Source organism: Candidatus Nanogingivalaceae bacterium, assembly GCA_015257795.3.
GTDB lineage: Bacteria > Patescibacteriota > Saccharimonadia > Saccharimonadales > Saccharimonadaceae > Nanogingivalis.
Genome location: CP072208.2, coordinates 134321 through 149473, shown reverse-complemented (window position 1 = coordinate 149473; position 15153 = coordinate 134321). Strand labels below are relative to the sequence as shown.

The following is a 15153-nucleotide window of genomic DNA, read 5'->3' as shown; positions in this document are numbered from 1 at the left end:
AAGAAACATGTTAAAATGGAAAAATGAAGAGTAATTTTTGGCAACGGCATCCTTGGGCAGCCGACACTTTTGGGATTTTTATTTTTATAGTTTGCGTGACTTTAGGAACTATTTTAATCAACACTTTTATTTTTCAAAGCTTTACGGTAGTAGGTTCAAGTATGGATCCGACTTTTGCCGACGGAGATAAAGTGATTATTAGTCGCCTTCAGACAACCTGGGCAAACCTTACAAATACAAAATTCACACCAAAGCGTGGTGAAGTTATTGTTTTCGAAAATCCACAATATATTGAAGGGATGCGAGATCAATACATTATTAAACGCGTGATTGCCTTTGCTGGAGAAAAAGTTAAAGTTGAAAATGGTAAGTTAACAGTTTATAATAAAAACCATCCAAACGGCTTCAATCCAGATGACAATTTCAACCATGAACCAAAAAGTTATACAAGTCACGACGGTGAATGGACTGTTCCAGAAAATGAAATATTCGTTTCTGGCGATAACCGTGAAGGTAATAATTCTTACGATTCAAGGAGTGGCCTTGGTACAGTTCCCTTGTATAAAATTGTTGGACCTGTCGCCTTTCGAATTTTCCCATTTAACAAAATTAGAAATTTCGAATATAAACAAGTCTAAAGAATATAAAAAAGCCGAGAATAATCTCGGTTTTTTTATTTTGAAAGAATTTCTTCAAGTCTTTTGAGTTCTTCTTCAGTTTTAAATTTAATTACAATTTTACCAGAACCACGCGCTGAAGTTTTAATATCTACTGGAGCGCTCAATCGTTTTGAAATATGTTGAACGGTTTTTTCGAAAGGATTGCTGTTCATTTTTTTAGATTCAGATTTTTTATCACCTTCATTCTGCTTCTTGTAATTTACCAAAAATTGTTCAATTTTACGAGAACTCCAATTTTCTTCAATAATCTTTGGAAGGATTTTCTCTATTGTTTTTTCATCAATCTTAAGTAGTGGTCGAGCTTGTCCTTCTTTTATTTTTCCCGCCAAAATACAATCTTTTACGATTTTTGGAAGTTTTAATAATCGAAGAGTGTTCAGAATGGCACTTTCGCTTCTTCCACCAACCCTTTCGCCAATTTGCTTAGCTGTTAAATTAAATTGTTCACGAAGTTTCGCATATGCTTCAGCCGTTTCAAGAACGTTCAAATTATCACGTTGAATGTTTTCAATCAAGCTAAGCTCTAATCGTTTCTGGTCTGAAAATTCACGAACTATTGCTGGAATTTTCTTCAGGCCAGCAATCTTTGAAGCACGATATCGCCTCTCACCAGCAACAATTAAAAATTTTGAATCTTTTCGAACAACCACAATCGGCTGCAAAACACCATGAATTTCAATGGAGCTAGCTAACTCCTTAAGCTTTTCGTCGTTAAAATATTTACGAGGTTGCTCTGGATCTGGTGAAATATCACTTACTTTAATTTCTTTCAATTCACCATCAACTTGCCCCAAACCTAGTTCTGAGTCAAGTTTTTCATCAACGAGCATTTCTGTAGGAATAAGTGAAGAAAAACCTCGGCCAAGACCTTTTTTCGCCATTATTTACCCCTTTCTATGCGTTGAATGACTTCTTTCGCAACAGCTTTATATGCACGCGAACCTTTACTAAACCTATCGTAAACACCAATTGGCACACCATGGCTTGGCGCTTCAGCTAGGCGAATATTCCGAGGTATCGCATTTGAAAAAATCTTATCTGGAAAGAATTTTTTAATCTCTTCAAGAACTTGGTTTCCTAAAGTGGTTCTTGCATCAACCATTGTTGGCAAAACACCTAAAAGCTCAAGATTTGGATTCATCCCCTTCTTTACGAGCTTCATACTTTCCAACAACTGCCCAAGGCCTTCCATTGCGTAAAACTCAGCCTGAACAGGTAAAATTAAGTAATCACTAGCAATAAAGCCGTTAACTGTGAGTAAACTTAAACTTGGTGGTGAATCTAAAATAATATAATCAAAATCAGCTTCAACAGTTTTTAGAGCATCTTTTAACCGTGAAAAACGACCCTTAACCGATGCAAGCTCAACCTCGGCATTAGCTAAAACAGGTGTACTGGGCGCAATGCTTAATTTCGAAAAATTAGTTTTAATAATAATATCTTTTAATTCTTTTTCGCCAGAAATTACATCTGCCATAGTAAATTCAAGCTCATTTTTATCTATACCGAGACCACTAGTTGCATTTCCTTGCGGGTCAAAGTCAACTAGAAGTGTTCGAAAACCACGCTTGGCAATATAGTAAGCAATATTAATAGCGCTGGTAGTTTTACCAACCCCTCCCTTTTGATTGGTTATCGAAATCACCTTCATAATATCTACATTATATCATACTTTTTTTGAAAAAACCATAACCTTTTAAAAAGAACCATTTATAAACTTTAACTTGATTTTTAAGTTTTTCTATGATAGAATAATAAAGATATTAAATTAAATGAGGATTTTATGAAAAAAGCAGTCATAAAAGTTGGCGGTAAACAATTTATCGTTAGCGAAAAAGAGACCCTTCTGGTGGACCTCCTCCCGCAAGGAACAAAAGAGCTCAAACTTGACGCTTTGATGCTTATTGATGGCGACAAAGTGGAAGTTGGAACTCCTTTTGTGAAAGGCGTGAAAGTTTCCGCTAAAGTTGTTGACGAACTTGTTAAGGGCGAAAAAATCCGTGTGATTCGCTACAAAGCTAAAAAACGCGTTCACAAAGAAAACGGACATCGTCAAAAATATACTAAAATCGAAATTACTTCGATTAAATAATAAAAAGGCGGCCAGCCATTATATCGAAAATACCTCCCTACTCAAGAGGTATTTTTTATTGCTATTTTTAAAAATTGTGCGACATAAGCATTTTGAACTTTTTAACACCCAATAATCATTCAAAAACAAAAATAAACCCCGACTTAACGAGGTTTATTTATTTTTTGAAACTATTTTTTCTCTACTTTTTCAGATTTTTTAGCTTCAGTTTTTGTTGCTTTGTGATCAACGATGTCGTTTGCTTTTGTTGCAAGACCTGCAGTCGCTTTTTTCATCTCTTCACGACTTCGGAACCAGTATGCTACAGCACCTGTGATTGCCATAATCGCAATTACCATCATTGCAGCTTCAGCAGGACCAGTGTGTGGAAGCTCTGTTGGAACTTCAGCACAGTTCGCGTCGTTAGCTGAAAGATGTTGAAGACCAGGGATTTTACATTTATCGCTACAGTTTACATCATCTTTCTTCAAATTACCTTTTCCAGGAATTTCACAATATTCTTTTTTCTCTTGTGGTGTACAATTCTTTTGAACAACTACTTTCGCAGAATCAGATTTTCCACCATTTTGAGTAATCGCTTGTGCGGTATTTGTGAAAGTGTTAGCTCCACAAATTAATTTTGAAGAATCAATTTTTACGCGGAACACTACCGTTGCTGAACCACCAGCTGAGTAATTTCCGATATTAATTCCAGCCTTTGAAATATCATCGTTTAAAGTTTTACCAGTTTGGTCTGATGGAGTTGTAATTCGAGTTGTTCCAGGAACAAGTGTCATACCTGCTGGAAGAATATCTTTAATATTAACATTACTTTGAAGGGTTGTTCCAGTGTTTTTGTAAGTAACTTTGAATTCAACTTCGTCATTAATACCTACAGTTTGGCTTTTTGCAAATGAATTTGCACCAGCTTTTGAAACAGTTTTAGTTGTTTCAAAATCAGGATAGTCCGCTTTAAATCGATATGTGATATAACCTGAGTAGTGATCACATCCAGGAAGGATACCGTTTAGACCATCAAAACCAAGTTTTACGCCGCTGCCTAGAAGACTTTCACCGTAAATAGCTTGACCATTAATGCTTCCTTTTGTTGTGATTTTGGCTGAACCTTGGATATATCGCAACGCAACTTCTCGCGAAGGTGATCGCAATGTAGATTCATCCCAAACTTTTTGTGGTCGTGCATTACTTGCAGTAATTTCTGCAATAACTCGTTCTGTTCCACCTTTAGCAATTTTTGAAGGTAGAATTGTTCGAAGTTTTGCATCTAGTGCAATACCGCGATAATTATTTTCTTTTGAATTTAAAGAACTTTTTGCATTATTATGGTAATAGACATAAACTTCATATTCTTGACCAGGAACAATATCAACACTGTCAACAAATTGTGCGCTACCAACTTGGCGAACTCGAACGAAATTTCGTTCATCACCAACTGTTGGGTTGTTTGTGATAGAGTTAAATGTCACATGATCTGCAGGGTTTTCGGCAGTAAAAGTTTGCCGTTCTGGCCCATAAGCAAATGCTGTTGAACCAAAAAATGCTGCCCCGACGAGGGTTGCAATTACTGCAACCCCCAAATTTTGTACTTTATTTTTAATTAACATTTTTTGCCTTTTTTATTTTTTAAATTATTGCCCGTTCTGTGCTCTTTGAATATCATCATATGAAATATTCTGACCACCGATATTTACAGACTGATTTTGATCTTGAGCATTAGCTTGCGCATTTGCTGAAGCCTCAACTTGTTGCGCAGCTTGTGCTGCAGCTTGATCAGTAGTTATTTCACCACCATACTGACTAGCTTGGTTAGCTATATTTGAGTTATCGATACTACTATCTATACCTTCAGCAGCAATCGTAGTTTCAGCACCTGGTGCTACATCATAAGTCGCCTTACCAGCTTCTTCTGCCGCAGTTGGAGCTTGAGTTAATTCTCCAGCATCCATTTTAGTTACAGAGCCGCCGTAGTTATAGATTGACTGATCTTCTGTAAACTTAGTTTCCGGTGTTGGAGGTGTCTCCGGTGGAGTTTCCGGTGGAGTGTTTGGAGGTGTCTCCGGTGGAGTTTCCGGTGGAGTGTTTGGAGGTGTCTCCGGTGGAGTTTCCGGTGGAGTGTTTGGAGGTGTCTCCGGTGGAGTTTCCGGTGTTGGTGGTGTGTTTGGAGCGGGTGGAGTATAAGTTTGACCAAACGGAATTGTTGGAGTTGTCCATCCGCTAGGAACATTCACCTGCTTCTTCATCATCAACTGCTTACATTGGTCACGGATCAAAATTTGTTGACCATTTTTCAATTGAACAACACGCGCTGTTCCGCCAAACGCACCTTCAGAGTGAGCATAATTTTTATCACCATTCACAAAGATTGAGTAATAATCACCTTCCAAAGCTTCTTGACCAACAACTTTAGCGCCAGCCATATAGTTTGAATAAGCTTCATTCAATTTTTGGAAAGCAGATTGGTCGCCGTTTCGTGCAGCATCAACTAAGTTGTCAACTTCGCCGTTCGACATTCCCAAATATTTTTGAGCCGCTTCAGAATCGTTAACAAAGAATTGTCCCATATATTCAATGTCATCTTCACTGTGCGATTCAATCATATTTTTCTGGAAGTCTTCATTTGAAAGTTCCGCTACACTTGTACCAATCGAATACTGATTCTCTTTTTGATCAACTTTATTGTAGTCGTTATTTTCTGAATCGTATTTTCCGTTATTAAAGTTCTTTTCTTGCTCTTGAGCATTGCTGCTATCAAAGCTTGCATGTTTGCTGAATTCAGTCGCAGAAACATCACCAAGTTCTGTCTTAGTTTTATTTTCTACTTTTGGTTCACTATTGTTAGTACGAACCGACTCAGTAGCTTGGCGACCAACTCCGAATACAGTTATACCAAGACCAGCTAATGCGCCAAGTTTCAAGATATTTTTACCAATTTTTTTCTTGAGTTTTTGGAATCGTCCAACTTTTTCTTCGGCATTGTTTTCTGTATCTTTAGCGTTTTCTCGTGCAATATCGCCAACTGCATAACCAACTTTTTCCATACGCTTTAACATCTCTTTATTTTCAGGTGTCATTTCTCCTGTATTAATAAAGTCTGCGCGAATTGAACGACGATATCTTGCTAATTCATCAGCTGTTGCGCCATTTACGAGCATTTCGTCAAATTTCTTCTCATACTCGTTTTGTTCAATCATTTCTGGCTTCTGCTCATCATCAATGTTATTTTCAACATTATAATTGACGCTAACTTTTTGATTGTCGATATTATTTTCAACATTATAGTTAACACTAACTTTTTGATCATCGATATTATCAACGTTTTGAGCTTGTTGATTATCTATATTATCAGCAACCTGCGGTTCTTGATCATTGTCATTTGAGTTATCATTTTCTTGATCGTCAGCTTTTGGAGTTTCCATTGCTTTTTCCCAAATTGAATCAAGAACTTTTTGGCGGAATCCTTCAGCTTGACTAGCTTCTCGAAAATCCCATTGAGATTGGTCGTGCCAATCTTTAACTGCAATAGCACCTTCACCTTTCGAAAAATCATTCGAAAGTTCAACTAGTTGTTGTTGGTATTTTGCTTTAGCTTCGTCGCTTCCAGCATTTTGGACTCTACGAGCAAGCAAATCCATTTTTTGAATTTCATCGCTAGATTTTACAGCTTGTGCCATTTCTTCTTGCGAAAGTACTGAAGATTCGTATGGCTGTTCATCATCTATTCGATTTTCACCATTTTCCATTTTACGATAGTGCTCGTCACGTTCAGCCATCTCGTTAAAGGCAGTTTGATCACCTTTATCGATCGCATCACGAACAGCTTTCTCGTAATTTTCTGCACCCTTTGCAAGTTCTTCTTCACGCTTTTGCTGGGCTAACTCCTCTTGCAGAGTATCCCAAGCACCATAAGCTTCCTCAAAAGACTTACTTGTGTCAGGTGTAGGATTGAGATTATTCCCGTTCTTCATTTCTGTCCTTGTTTATTTTTAATTTATTTACTCCCGTATTTTACCACAAGCGTAATAAAATGTCAACACTTTTTTAAAAGAAAATCGATATTTCTACCGATTTTCTTTTTGCCAGATATTAAGCTGCAATTTTTCCAGAAATTGCCCGAATAATATTTGAGAAACGTTGCCCTGCTGGAACTTCTCGGCGAACAGATTTCATTGTGCTAATTTCTTGAACAAGTTCTTCTTGCGTTTTAAATTGATTTTCACGCAAACTGAATTCGTTTTCGCGACCTTCATAAGTTTCGAAGTTTGCGTCATAATCTTCGAAATGCACAATATTCAAGTTTTTAATTTCATCATCTCGCAAGAAAAAACTACTGTTTTCGCGATCGGTGTTTCGTTCGCGCGCATAAATATCGTTCAAATTCTCAAGAGCTTCATTTTTTGAACTCTCTTGTGTTTTTTCGATTTCTTTTTGCTGTTCAGAATTTAAGCTTTCGAAAGAATCGAATTTAAAATCTTGAAACTCTTCAAAATTACTCTCTCGTTCAAGAGACTTTTTATCCTGCTCGTTCGTACTATAATCGTTTATCTTAAAATTTTCCATTTTTGCCTTTTGATTTTTTATGTTTTTTGTTTAAAAAATAACTTATGCTTGTATTATAGCATAAGTTATTTTGATTGTCAATATCTTGGCTAAGCTTTTTTGAGTGAAATTTTTGCTTCAGAACCTTCAACTTTTACAGTTTGAGTAAAGTCAAGTTCATCTTCTGAAATTTCAACTTTTGTAGCCAGAACTTCTTTCGAAATTTCTTGTTCAAATTTTTTAAACGCATCGAGAACTTCAGTATTTTCAGATGTAAAGTTAAGTTCAATTCGATCATCAACATTTAATCCAGCTTTCTTACGTGTGGCCTGAATGTGGCGAATAATCTCACGCATTAAACCTTCCGCACGGAGCTCAGGAGTTAGTTCAAAGTCGAAATCAACTTCTTCGCCACCATATTCAACAGCTTTAACGTTCAATTCTTCCATTAGAATTGGCGTAAAATCGAAAGTATCAGCATTTTTTGGAACTTTCACACTAGCAAGCGGTTGGCGAATCTTCATGCCGTTCTTTGCTCGAAGCGCGAGAGCCTCATTCACATAACCGCGAACTTCAGCCATTTTAGCAATCAAGTCTTTATCAATTTCACCAGCTTCTGGCCAATCTTTCAAGTGAACTGAACCATCATTAACCATTTTACTCCAGAGCTCTTCTGCCAAGAACGGTACAAATGGTGCAAGAATCAACGCAAGATAGCTCAAAACATAGTGAAGCGTTTGATAAGCTTGAAGTTTATCGGCACCATTTTCACTCTTCCAGAAACGACGTCGTGAACGGCGCACAAACCAGTTCGAAGCATCATCGAGGAATGGTAAAACACCTTCAAGCGCACGTGGAATGTTATAAACGTCCATGTTTTCTGTAATTTCGTTTCGAAGCTCGTGAACACGACTCACAATCCATTTATCAAGTGGATTTTCTAGATCTTTTGAAGGATCTTTGAGTTCGCCGTTAAATTCCCAACCGTCAACACTGGCATACATTGTGAAGAAATCATACATGTTCCAAATCATCGAAAGCTTGCGCGCAACATCTGAAACATCCTTGTCGTGAAGTGCAAAATCTTCACCGTTCAAAAGTGGGCTAGTAAGCAACAAGAATCGCAAGCTGTCGGCAGAATATTGATCCATTAGTTCGTTTGGATCGGTGTAGTTTCCAAGAGATTTACTCATCTTGCGGCCATCGTTTCCGGCAACAACACCAGTTGTAATCACGTTTTTGAAGGCGTTTTTGCCAAACAAAGCAGTGTTTACAGCGTGAACATAATAGAACCATGCACGAACCTGACCAATATATTCAACAATAAAGTCGCCTGGGAAATTCTTTTCAAATTTTTCTTTGTTTTCGAAAGGATAATGGAATTGCGCGAACGGCATTGAACCACTTTCGAACCAACAGTCAAGCACTTTATCAATTCGAGTATATTTTTCACCATCAATTTCGAAAGTAATTTCATCGACCCAAGGTCGGTGATAGTCTTCAAGTTCCACGCCGCTCAATTCTTTAAGTTCAGCATAAGAACCAACCACGCGGATTTTACCACTTTCAGACTTCCAAACTGGCATTGCAGTCGCCCAAAAACGGTCACGCGACAGATTCCAATCTGGTGCAGCTTCAAGATTCTTTTCGAAACGACCATGCTTCAAGTGTGCTGGGAACCAATTGATATTTTCGTTTTGCTCAAGCATTAATTCTTTTTGACCTTGAATATCAAAGAACCAGCTTGGGTGCGCGCGATACATCAATCGGTGACCTGTTCGTGGATTGTGTGGGTATTCGTGACGAATGTAATCAATTTTCCAAACTACACCACGCTCTTTCAAGATTTTAGCAAGCGGCTTGTTGAATTCCCAAACATCTTTTCCGGCAAATTCACCGTTCAAATATTTTCCATATTCGTCTAAAACGTGGAAAACTGGAATTCCGTATTCTTTACCAAAGTTGAAGTCTTCTTCACCATATGCTGGTGCCGAGTGAACAATTCCCGTTCCACTTTCAAGAGAAACGTAATCTGCGCCCCAAACTTTATAAGCGTTCTCTTCACCTTCACCGGAATATTTCGAATCTTCGAAAAGTGGTTCGTAGCTCAAACCAACCAATTCTGAACCATCAATCAAATTAACAATTTCGAAAGGAATCGGTTGTTTTTTTTCATCAACAAAAACTTTTTCGAGCAAATCTTTTGCTAAAATATAGAATTCATCACCAACTTTAACTTTTGCATAAGTGAAATCTGGGTTAACAAATAGGCCCATATTTGCTGGCAAAGTCCAAGGAGTTGTTGTCCAGGCGAGCATTGCAGTTTTATCTTTTGAACCTTCTGCATCTTCGAAATCTTTCAACCAGAATTTCACAAAAACGCTTGGGTCAGTCACAGTTTTATAGGCGTCGTTGTCCATTGTGACTTCACTTTTTGAAAGCGGAGTTGCCCACGCCGTATCATACATCAAAACGCGTTCACCTTCATAAATTTTACCCTTTTCGTAAAGAGTTTTGAACGCCCACCAAACACTTTCCATGAAGTTTTTATCCATTGTTTTGTAGGCATTTTTAAATTCAACCCAACGACCGATGCGATCAATCGTGCTTTCCCAAAGTGCCGCGTTCGAAACCATGCTCTCGCGCGCAGTTGTGATATATTCGGCGAGTGAAATTTTTTCACCAACTTCGTGTCGAGAAGTGATACCGAGCTTTTTCTCAACAAAGTTTTCGGCTGGCAAACCGTGCGTATCCCAACCCCAACGGCGTTCAACTCGCTTGCCTTTCATTGTTTGATAGCGCGGAACAGCATCTTTTACGATTGAGCTAAGGAGTGTTCCGTGGTGTGGCACACCAGTAATGAATGGAGGACCATCATAAAACACAAAAGCGTTATCTTCGCTACGGTTTTCAACTGATTGTTTAAAGGTATTTTCTGCTTTCCAGCGCGCCAAAACATCGGCTTCATATTCTTTTGCCCGTCTTCTTGAGTTTGCTTGAAATTTCATTCTTCCTCCTTTTAAATTAAAAATCACCTCTTTTAGATTCGAGAACCAAGCAAGCTCGGCGATACCATCTCGATTCCAAAAGAAGTGATTCTTTTAGCCCTTAATTTTAGCTTTCACGGAGCTTTCCCGCCCAGTTCTAATCGGTTAAACCTTTCTTCTGGGAGCTTCGCGGTTGATAGCCGCTCATTTATCAAAATAAAACGCTTTTATAAGCTTATTTTATCAAAAATTAAAGATATTTTCAAGCTTTTAAATATAAATTAAGCTAAAAGATATATTAGATCTAATAGGTGAATAGTTAAAAACTTTTTAACCTAAACCCAGCAACTCGGAATCGCTGGGTTTAGGAAGAATATTGAAAAGTTTAAAATGCATAGTCTTTCCCATTTAACGGGTCAATAGGCACTGTTATTCTATCTCTTGCTATAACCGTATTATCTAAAACAGCATAACATTCAACATAGTGGTCTCCTTCAAACTGAGAATCTTCGTGATGTTCTATTTCATCTTCAATAATATCACCACGCTCACATTTCCTTTTAATTGCCTCATTTCCAATATTTCTGACTTTCCAATAATACTTAATTTTTCTTCTGTATTCATCTGGAATATTTGATTTTATAATTTTAAAATCGAGAGATTTCTTACTCTTAATTTTATACCCCTTCTTTAAAAAATCAGAAAGAAATGCTCTTCGATAACCGTTTTGAGTAATTTCACACTCCAAAATAATATTATATTGGATATCAATATTGAACAACTCGTCAATAAATTCTTCATTCGCTGCCCTATTTATCGTAGAGCTAGATTTGGCGAATTGCCTACCAAATAGCCGTCTATAAACTTCAGTAAGTTCCTCTTCTGAAGCATCTTCTATTCTCTTTAGAGCCTTCTTAGCTTTATTGATAAATTTTGCTCCATCATTATTGTAAATCTTTTGATTACTGCCTAAAGCATACCAATACTCTCTATTTCTATCTTGATTTGAAAAGTATTCAAAAATATCTTTCAAGAGAATATTATAATCAGAGTAATATATTTCAGAAATACCTTTATCGTCAATAAAATCGGATATCAAAGTATCTATCAGCAACCCCTTAAATGAAAAGCCCGTATGATTTTTCCATCGTCGCATGAGCCTTGTTAAATTAGAGAAATGATTGTTAAAATTCAAATTTAAAGATTTACATTTTTCAATTTCAAGCTTTGGCTTAGTAGTTCCCCAAGAACCTTCTTTATGAGAATCAGGATATATAAAACTACCATCAGGTTGTTCAAAAGCTGGAACTAACTCAATCTTTCGACCATCCGAAAAATCAATAACAACAACCTGTCCATCTCCTTTTATATTAGTATCAGGATATCTTTTTAATAATTCATTTTTAATTTCTTGTAAAAGTGCAGATTGCCCATTTCCCTCGTAATTATCAAATCGTCTATATACTTCTGATGGTAATGTAAAAATATAATCAAAATCACTAACATTTCGAACAGCTGTCATTCTCCCTATACTACCAACAATCAAACCGTTGTCAGTTTCTTGATCGTCAAGCTCATCTAAGGAATAGTATTTTCGATTAAGTTGTTTCGTAATCTCTTTTAATCTATTCTCCCATTTTTCCCATTCCTCATCAGTCATGGACAGTTCATTTTCGCAAAATTCTCTAAAATCATTAGATAAAGACATTATTCTTCCTCCTTAATTTTCATCAATTCTTTTGAAATAAAGTATTTATAATCCTCCTCATAATCATTATCTTTTCGTGATTTTATTAGTTTTGAAGCCTTGGATACATTTTTAGGAGACGAATTAGAAAGTTGACTATAAATAGCATCTCTTCTAAGTTTTAATTCTTCGAAAGATTCTTGGATTTCCCTGGATGGTTTTACATTGTAAACCACCTCAGATAAAAGAATTTCAGCTAACACTCTAAGATTCCAAAGCTCATCAACAGATTTCCTCTCCAAAGCTAGTCGTTCCTCAAAGTTAAACTCCTTAGTGATACTAAAAATTATTGTAGTGACTAATGATAAAAATGCTGTAACAAGCTTTATCCAATATTTATCAAACCAAAGTATTCCAACTAAGCCAGAAGAGACAACTCCAGAAATGATTATTGTTGCTATTCTAAACCATCGAATATAGTTTTCTAACTCGTCAATTCTAACCGCATGAATTTTATGAGTCCAACCTACATTTACTATAAAATTTTTAAGTTCAAAGTGTAATTTTTCTTGATTTTTCGACATTAAACCTCCTTATATTATTTATATTGATATTTCTGTAAAGTTAGTTCCCTTACCATGGCCATAACCTTTATTATTTCGAAAGATTGTTAGTTTCCAAATATAAGAATTTAAAAGCTCTCTTCCGCAAAATAGTAATATTATTTTTGTGCTAAAATATTCAACTTTCTCCTGATCTTAACATCCATCTGTATGTCTTAGTTTCTTCTCCCATCTCCTTCCTTAATTTATTAACTTACAATAAGCCTACATCACTAACTAAATTATATCTCCTAGGCTAGTTTAAAACTTAATTATATTAACCCCCTACCGTATTAAGAAGCCATAATTACATTGTAACTTTTTTAATTACCTAAAGCAAGAAAAAACGCTATATTTAGCGTGTATTATTTACAACAAAAATAATGTTATCTTAAGTTTATATTTAGCACACACTATATATAGCGTCTACTGTTTTTTAAAATTTATGACATAATAGTTATGTTTTTTATAAACCATATTTTCTTCAACTATAAAAAAAGAGTTTTCTCTTTTTTTATATTTTACTTATTTTATCTATATTTCATGTTGAGTATTTGTTAGGTATATTTATTGCATAACTAAAAATACTTTATAATCAACCAAAAAAAAGAAAACACAAACACAAAAAAACACGCCAAGCTTCAAATTTAGCGTGCGTAATATGCAACTTCGTCAAAAAGTGGGAGTGGTTTACCCCGCCACTGTTGCAGCAGGCGTCCTTCATCTGTAATTGCTAAAATTGTTGGATATTCAACCACATCATAAGCTCGCAAGAAAAACTCATTTCTGCCAGAATCGGGATCCATAACTTCGACTTTTAAGCCCGTTTGCCTTTCGAAATCTTCAATATATTCTCGAACTTCACGGCCATGATCGCTATAATCTTTATAGACTACTACAATTCTCATTTTCACCTCTAACTTTTGCTAAAATATCTTCAAAATCTTCAACTGTTTCGAAACCGTTAAACACACTTGCAAAACGAATATACGCAACTTTATTCATTTCAAACAGAACCGCCAAAACAGTTTCACCGATCTGGTGCGAAGAAACTTTGTTCGATTTTTGAAGAAGTTCGTTTTCGACACGGTTGATAATTTCTTCAACTTGAAGATCTGAAATAAACTTTCCGATCGAACGAATAATTGAGCTTTTAAGCTTTTCGCGACTAAACTCTTCTCTTCCGCCCTGCGATTTAATAACAATAATCCGCGGTTTTTCGATTCGCTCGTAAGTTGTGAAGCGAGTTCCATCTGGAGCAACTCGGCGACGGCGCACAGATTGGCCGTCGACCGACATTCGACTTTCAAGAACCTTGGTTTCGTCGAGCTTAAATTCCATTAGTCTTCCTTTTTATTGCGTTTTCGGCGGCGCAAAAATGCAGGAACATCACTTTCGTCTTTTTCTTCGTCTTGAGCCCAAATATTTTTAGTTTCAATATCGCTTGTGAAATCTTCGGCTGAAGATGGTTCTTCTTTTTTAAGTTCCATATCAATTGCGCTAGAAACTTTTTCATCAATTTCTTGAGCATCTGCGTGTTCGTCTTCAAGATTGAAAGTTTTCGAAACAACGTTTTCAAGTGATTCAACTGGAGCTGGTTCGCTATAATCACGATCAAAACCAGTTGCTACAACTGTAATGATTAATTCATCTTCAAGATCTGGATTCAAGGTTGCACCAAAGATAATGTTTGCATCTGGAGCAACTGCACCTGTAATGATTTCAGCAGCTTCTTGAATTTCACTCATGCTCATATCATAACCACCAGCAACATTAAACAATACACCTCGAGCACCTTCGATTGAAACTTCAATCATTGGGCTTTCGATAGCTTGTTCAGCAGCTTTTTGTGCTCGATTATCGCCACTTGCACGACCAATTCCCATCAAGGCTGAACCGGCATTACTCATAATCGACTTAACATCAGCAAAGTCAAGGTTAATCAAACCATGTTCAGTAATAAGTTCTGAAATACCTTGAACTCCTTGACGAAGAACATCGTCGGCAATTTTGAAAGTCTCAAGAAGAGGAAGGTTGCGATCAACAGTTTGAAGAAGCCTATCGTTAGGAATTGTAATTAAAGTATCAACTGCGGCTGCAAGCTTTTCAATTGCCCAGTCGGCGTTAGTTTTTCGTTTTGCGCCTTCAAAAGCGAATGGTCGAGTAGCAACACCAATCGTTAAAATACCCATTTCGCGGGCGATTTCAGCCACAACATGACCAGCACCAGAACCAGTTCCACCACCGGCACCAATAGCGATAAACACCATGTCTGCGCCTTCAAGAGCTTCGCGAATTTCTTCGCGTGATTCAAGAGCAGCACTTTCCCCAACAATAGGGTCAGCACCCGCACCCAATCCGTTTGTTGTTTCACGACCAAGGTGAATTTTTTTATCAGCTTTTGATTTATACAACGCTTGAGCGTCAGTATTCATTGCAATAAATTCAATGTTGTTTAGGCCAACATCTTTCATTCGATTAACAGCGCTTCCACCTGCGCCACCAATTCCTACAACTTTAATTTTTGCAAAAGTTTCAACTTCATTCGGTTTAATTTCTGGCATTTCTT

13 protein-coding genes are annotated in these 15153 nt (G+C 36.7%); 2 read left to right on the top strand and 11 right to left on the bottom strand.

Going from position 1 to position 15153, the window contains the following annotated elements; translation table 11 throughout:
• Positions 1 to 23 precede the first annotated feature (23 nt).
• Complete coding sequence (lepB, locus tag HXK94_000810; GenBank protein QTI96427.1) at positions 24 to 638, top strand: signal peptidase I; 615 nt, start codon at positions 24 to 26, stop codon at positions 636 to 638.
• Positions 639 to 673: 35 nt separating this feature from the next.
• On the opposite strand, the gene HXK94_000805 is transcribed toward lepB, so the two are convergent.
• Together HXK94_000805 and HXK94_000800 are read right to left on the bottom strand one after the other, a co-directional pair.
• On the bottom strand, positions 674 to 1561 hold the full coding sequence (locus HXK94_000805) for a ParB/RepB/Spo0J family partition protein (GenBank protein ID QTI96426.1): 888 nt from the start codon (positions 1559 to 1561) through the stop codon (positions 674 to 676).
• Positions 1561 to 2334: an AAA family ATPase gene (locus HXK94_000800; protein ID QTI96609.1), complete on the bottom strand. Its 774-nt coding sequence runs from the start codon at positions 2332 to 2334 to the stop codon at positions 1561 to 1563. Before HXK94_000800 ends, HXK94_000805 begins: the two co-directional genes overlap by 1 nt.
• A 129-nt stretch (positions 2335 to 2463) precedes the next feature.
• Between HXK94_000800 and rplU the strand changes: the two genes are divergently transcribed.
• On the top strand, positions 2464 to 2772 hold the full coding sequence (gene rplU / locus HXK94_000795) for a 50S ribosomal protein L21 (protein ID QTI96425.1): 309 nt from the start codon (positions 2464 to 2466) through the stop codon (positions 2770 to 2772).
• Between the two features lie 170 nt (positions 2773 to 2942).
• Here rplU and HXK94_000790 read toward each other — a convergent pair whose 3' ends face one another.
• From HXK94_000790 to ftsZ, 9 genes are all read right to left on the bottom strand, one after another.
• On the bottom strand, positions 2943 to 4376 hold the full coding sequence (locus HXK94_000790) for a DUF11 domain-containing protein (protein ID QTI96424.1): 1434 nt from the start codon (positions 4374 to 4376) through the stop codon (positions 2943 to 2945).
• Between the two features lie 24 nt (positions 4377 to 4400).
• The gene (locus HXK94_000785; protein ID QTI96423.1) at positions 4401 to 6737 is read right to left on the bottom strand and encodes a hypothetical protein; all 2337 of its coding nucleotides are present in this window, start codon (positions 6735 to 6737) and stop codon (positions 4401 to 4403) included.
• 118 nt (positions 6738 to 6855) lie between these two features.
• Positions 6856 to 7329: a hypothetical protein gene (locus HXK94_000780; GenBank protein ID QTI96422.1), complete on the bottom strand. Its 474-nt coding sequence runs from the start codon at positions 7327 to 7329 to the stop codon at positions 6856 to 6858.
• Between the two features lie 89 nt (positions 7330 to 7418).
• Positions 7419 to 10316 (bottom strand): isoleucine--tRNA ligase, encoded by a 2898-nt coding sequence (ileS, locus tag HXK94_000775; GenBank protein ID QTI96421.1) that lies wholly within the window; start codon positions 10314 to 10316, stop codon positions 7419 to 7421.
• 364 nt (positions 10317 to 10680) lie between these two features.
• On the bottom strand, positions 10681 to 12003 hold the full coding sequence (locus tag HXK94_000770) for a hypothetical protein (GenBank protein QTI96420.1): 1323 nt from the start codon (positions 12001 to 12003) through the stop codon (positions 10681 to 10683).
• Positions 12003 to 12566, bottom strand: coding sequence for an SLATT domain-containing protein (locus HXK94_000765; protein ID QTI96419.1), 564 nt, complete (start codon positions 12564 to 12566; stop codon positions 12003 to 12005). The genes HXK94_000770 and HXK94_000765 overlap by 1 nt, the downstream gene beginning before the upstream one ends.
• Before the next feature lie 665 nt (positions 12567 to 13231).
• The gene (locus HXK94_000760; protein QTI96418.1) at positions 13232 to 13492 is read right to left on the bottom strand and encodes a hypothetical protein; all 261 of its coding nucleotides are present in this window, start codon (positions 13490 to 13492) and stop codon (positions 13232 to 13234) included.
• Positions 13470 to 13925, bottom strand: coding sequence for a transcriptional repressor NrdR (locus tag HXK94_000755; GenBank protein ID QTI96417.1), 456 nt, complete (start codon positions 13923 to 13925; stop codon positions 13470 to 13472). The genes HXK94_000760 and HXK94_000755 overlap by 23 nt, the downstream gene beginning before the upstream one ends.
• The gene (gene ftsZ / locus HXK94_000750) at positions 13925 to 15148 is read right to left on the bottom strand and encodes a cell division protein FtsZ (protein QTI96416.1); all 1224 of its coding nucleotides are present in this window, start codon (positions 15146 to 15148) and stop codon (positions 13925 to 13927) included. The genes HXK94_000755 and ftsZ overlap by 1 nt, the downstream gene beginning before the upstream one ends.
• Positions 15149 to 15153 lie beyond the last annotated feature (5 nt).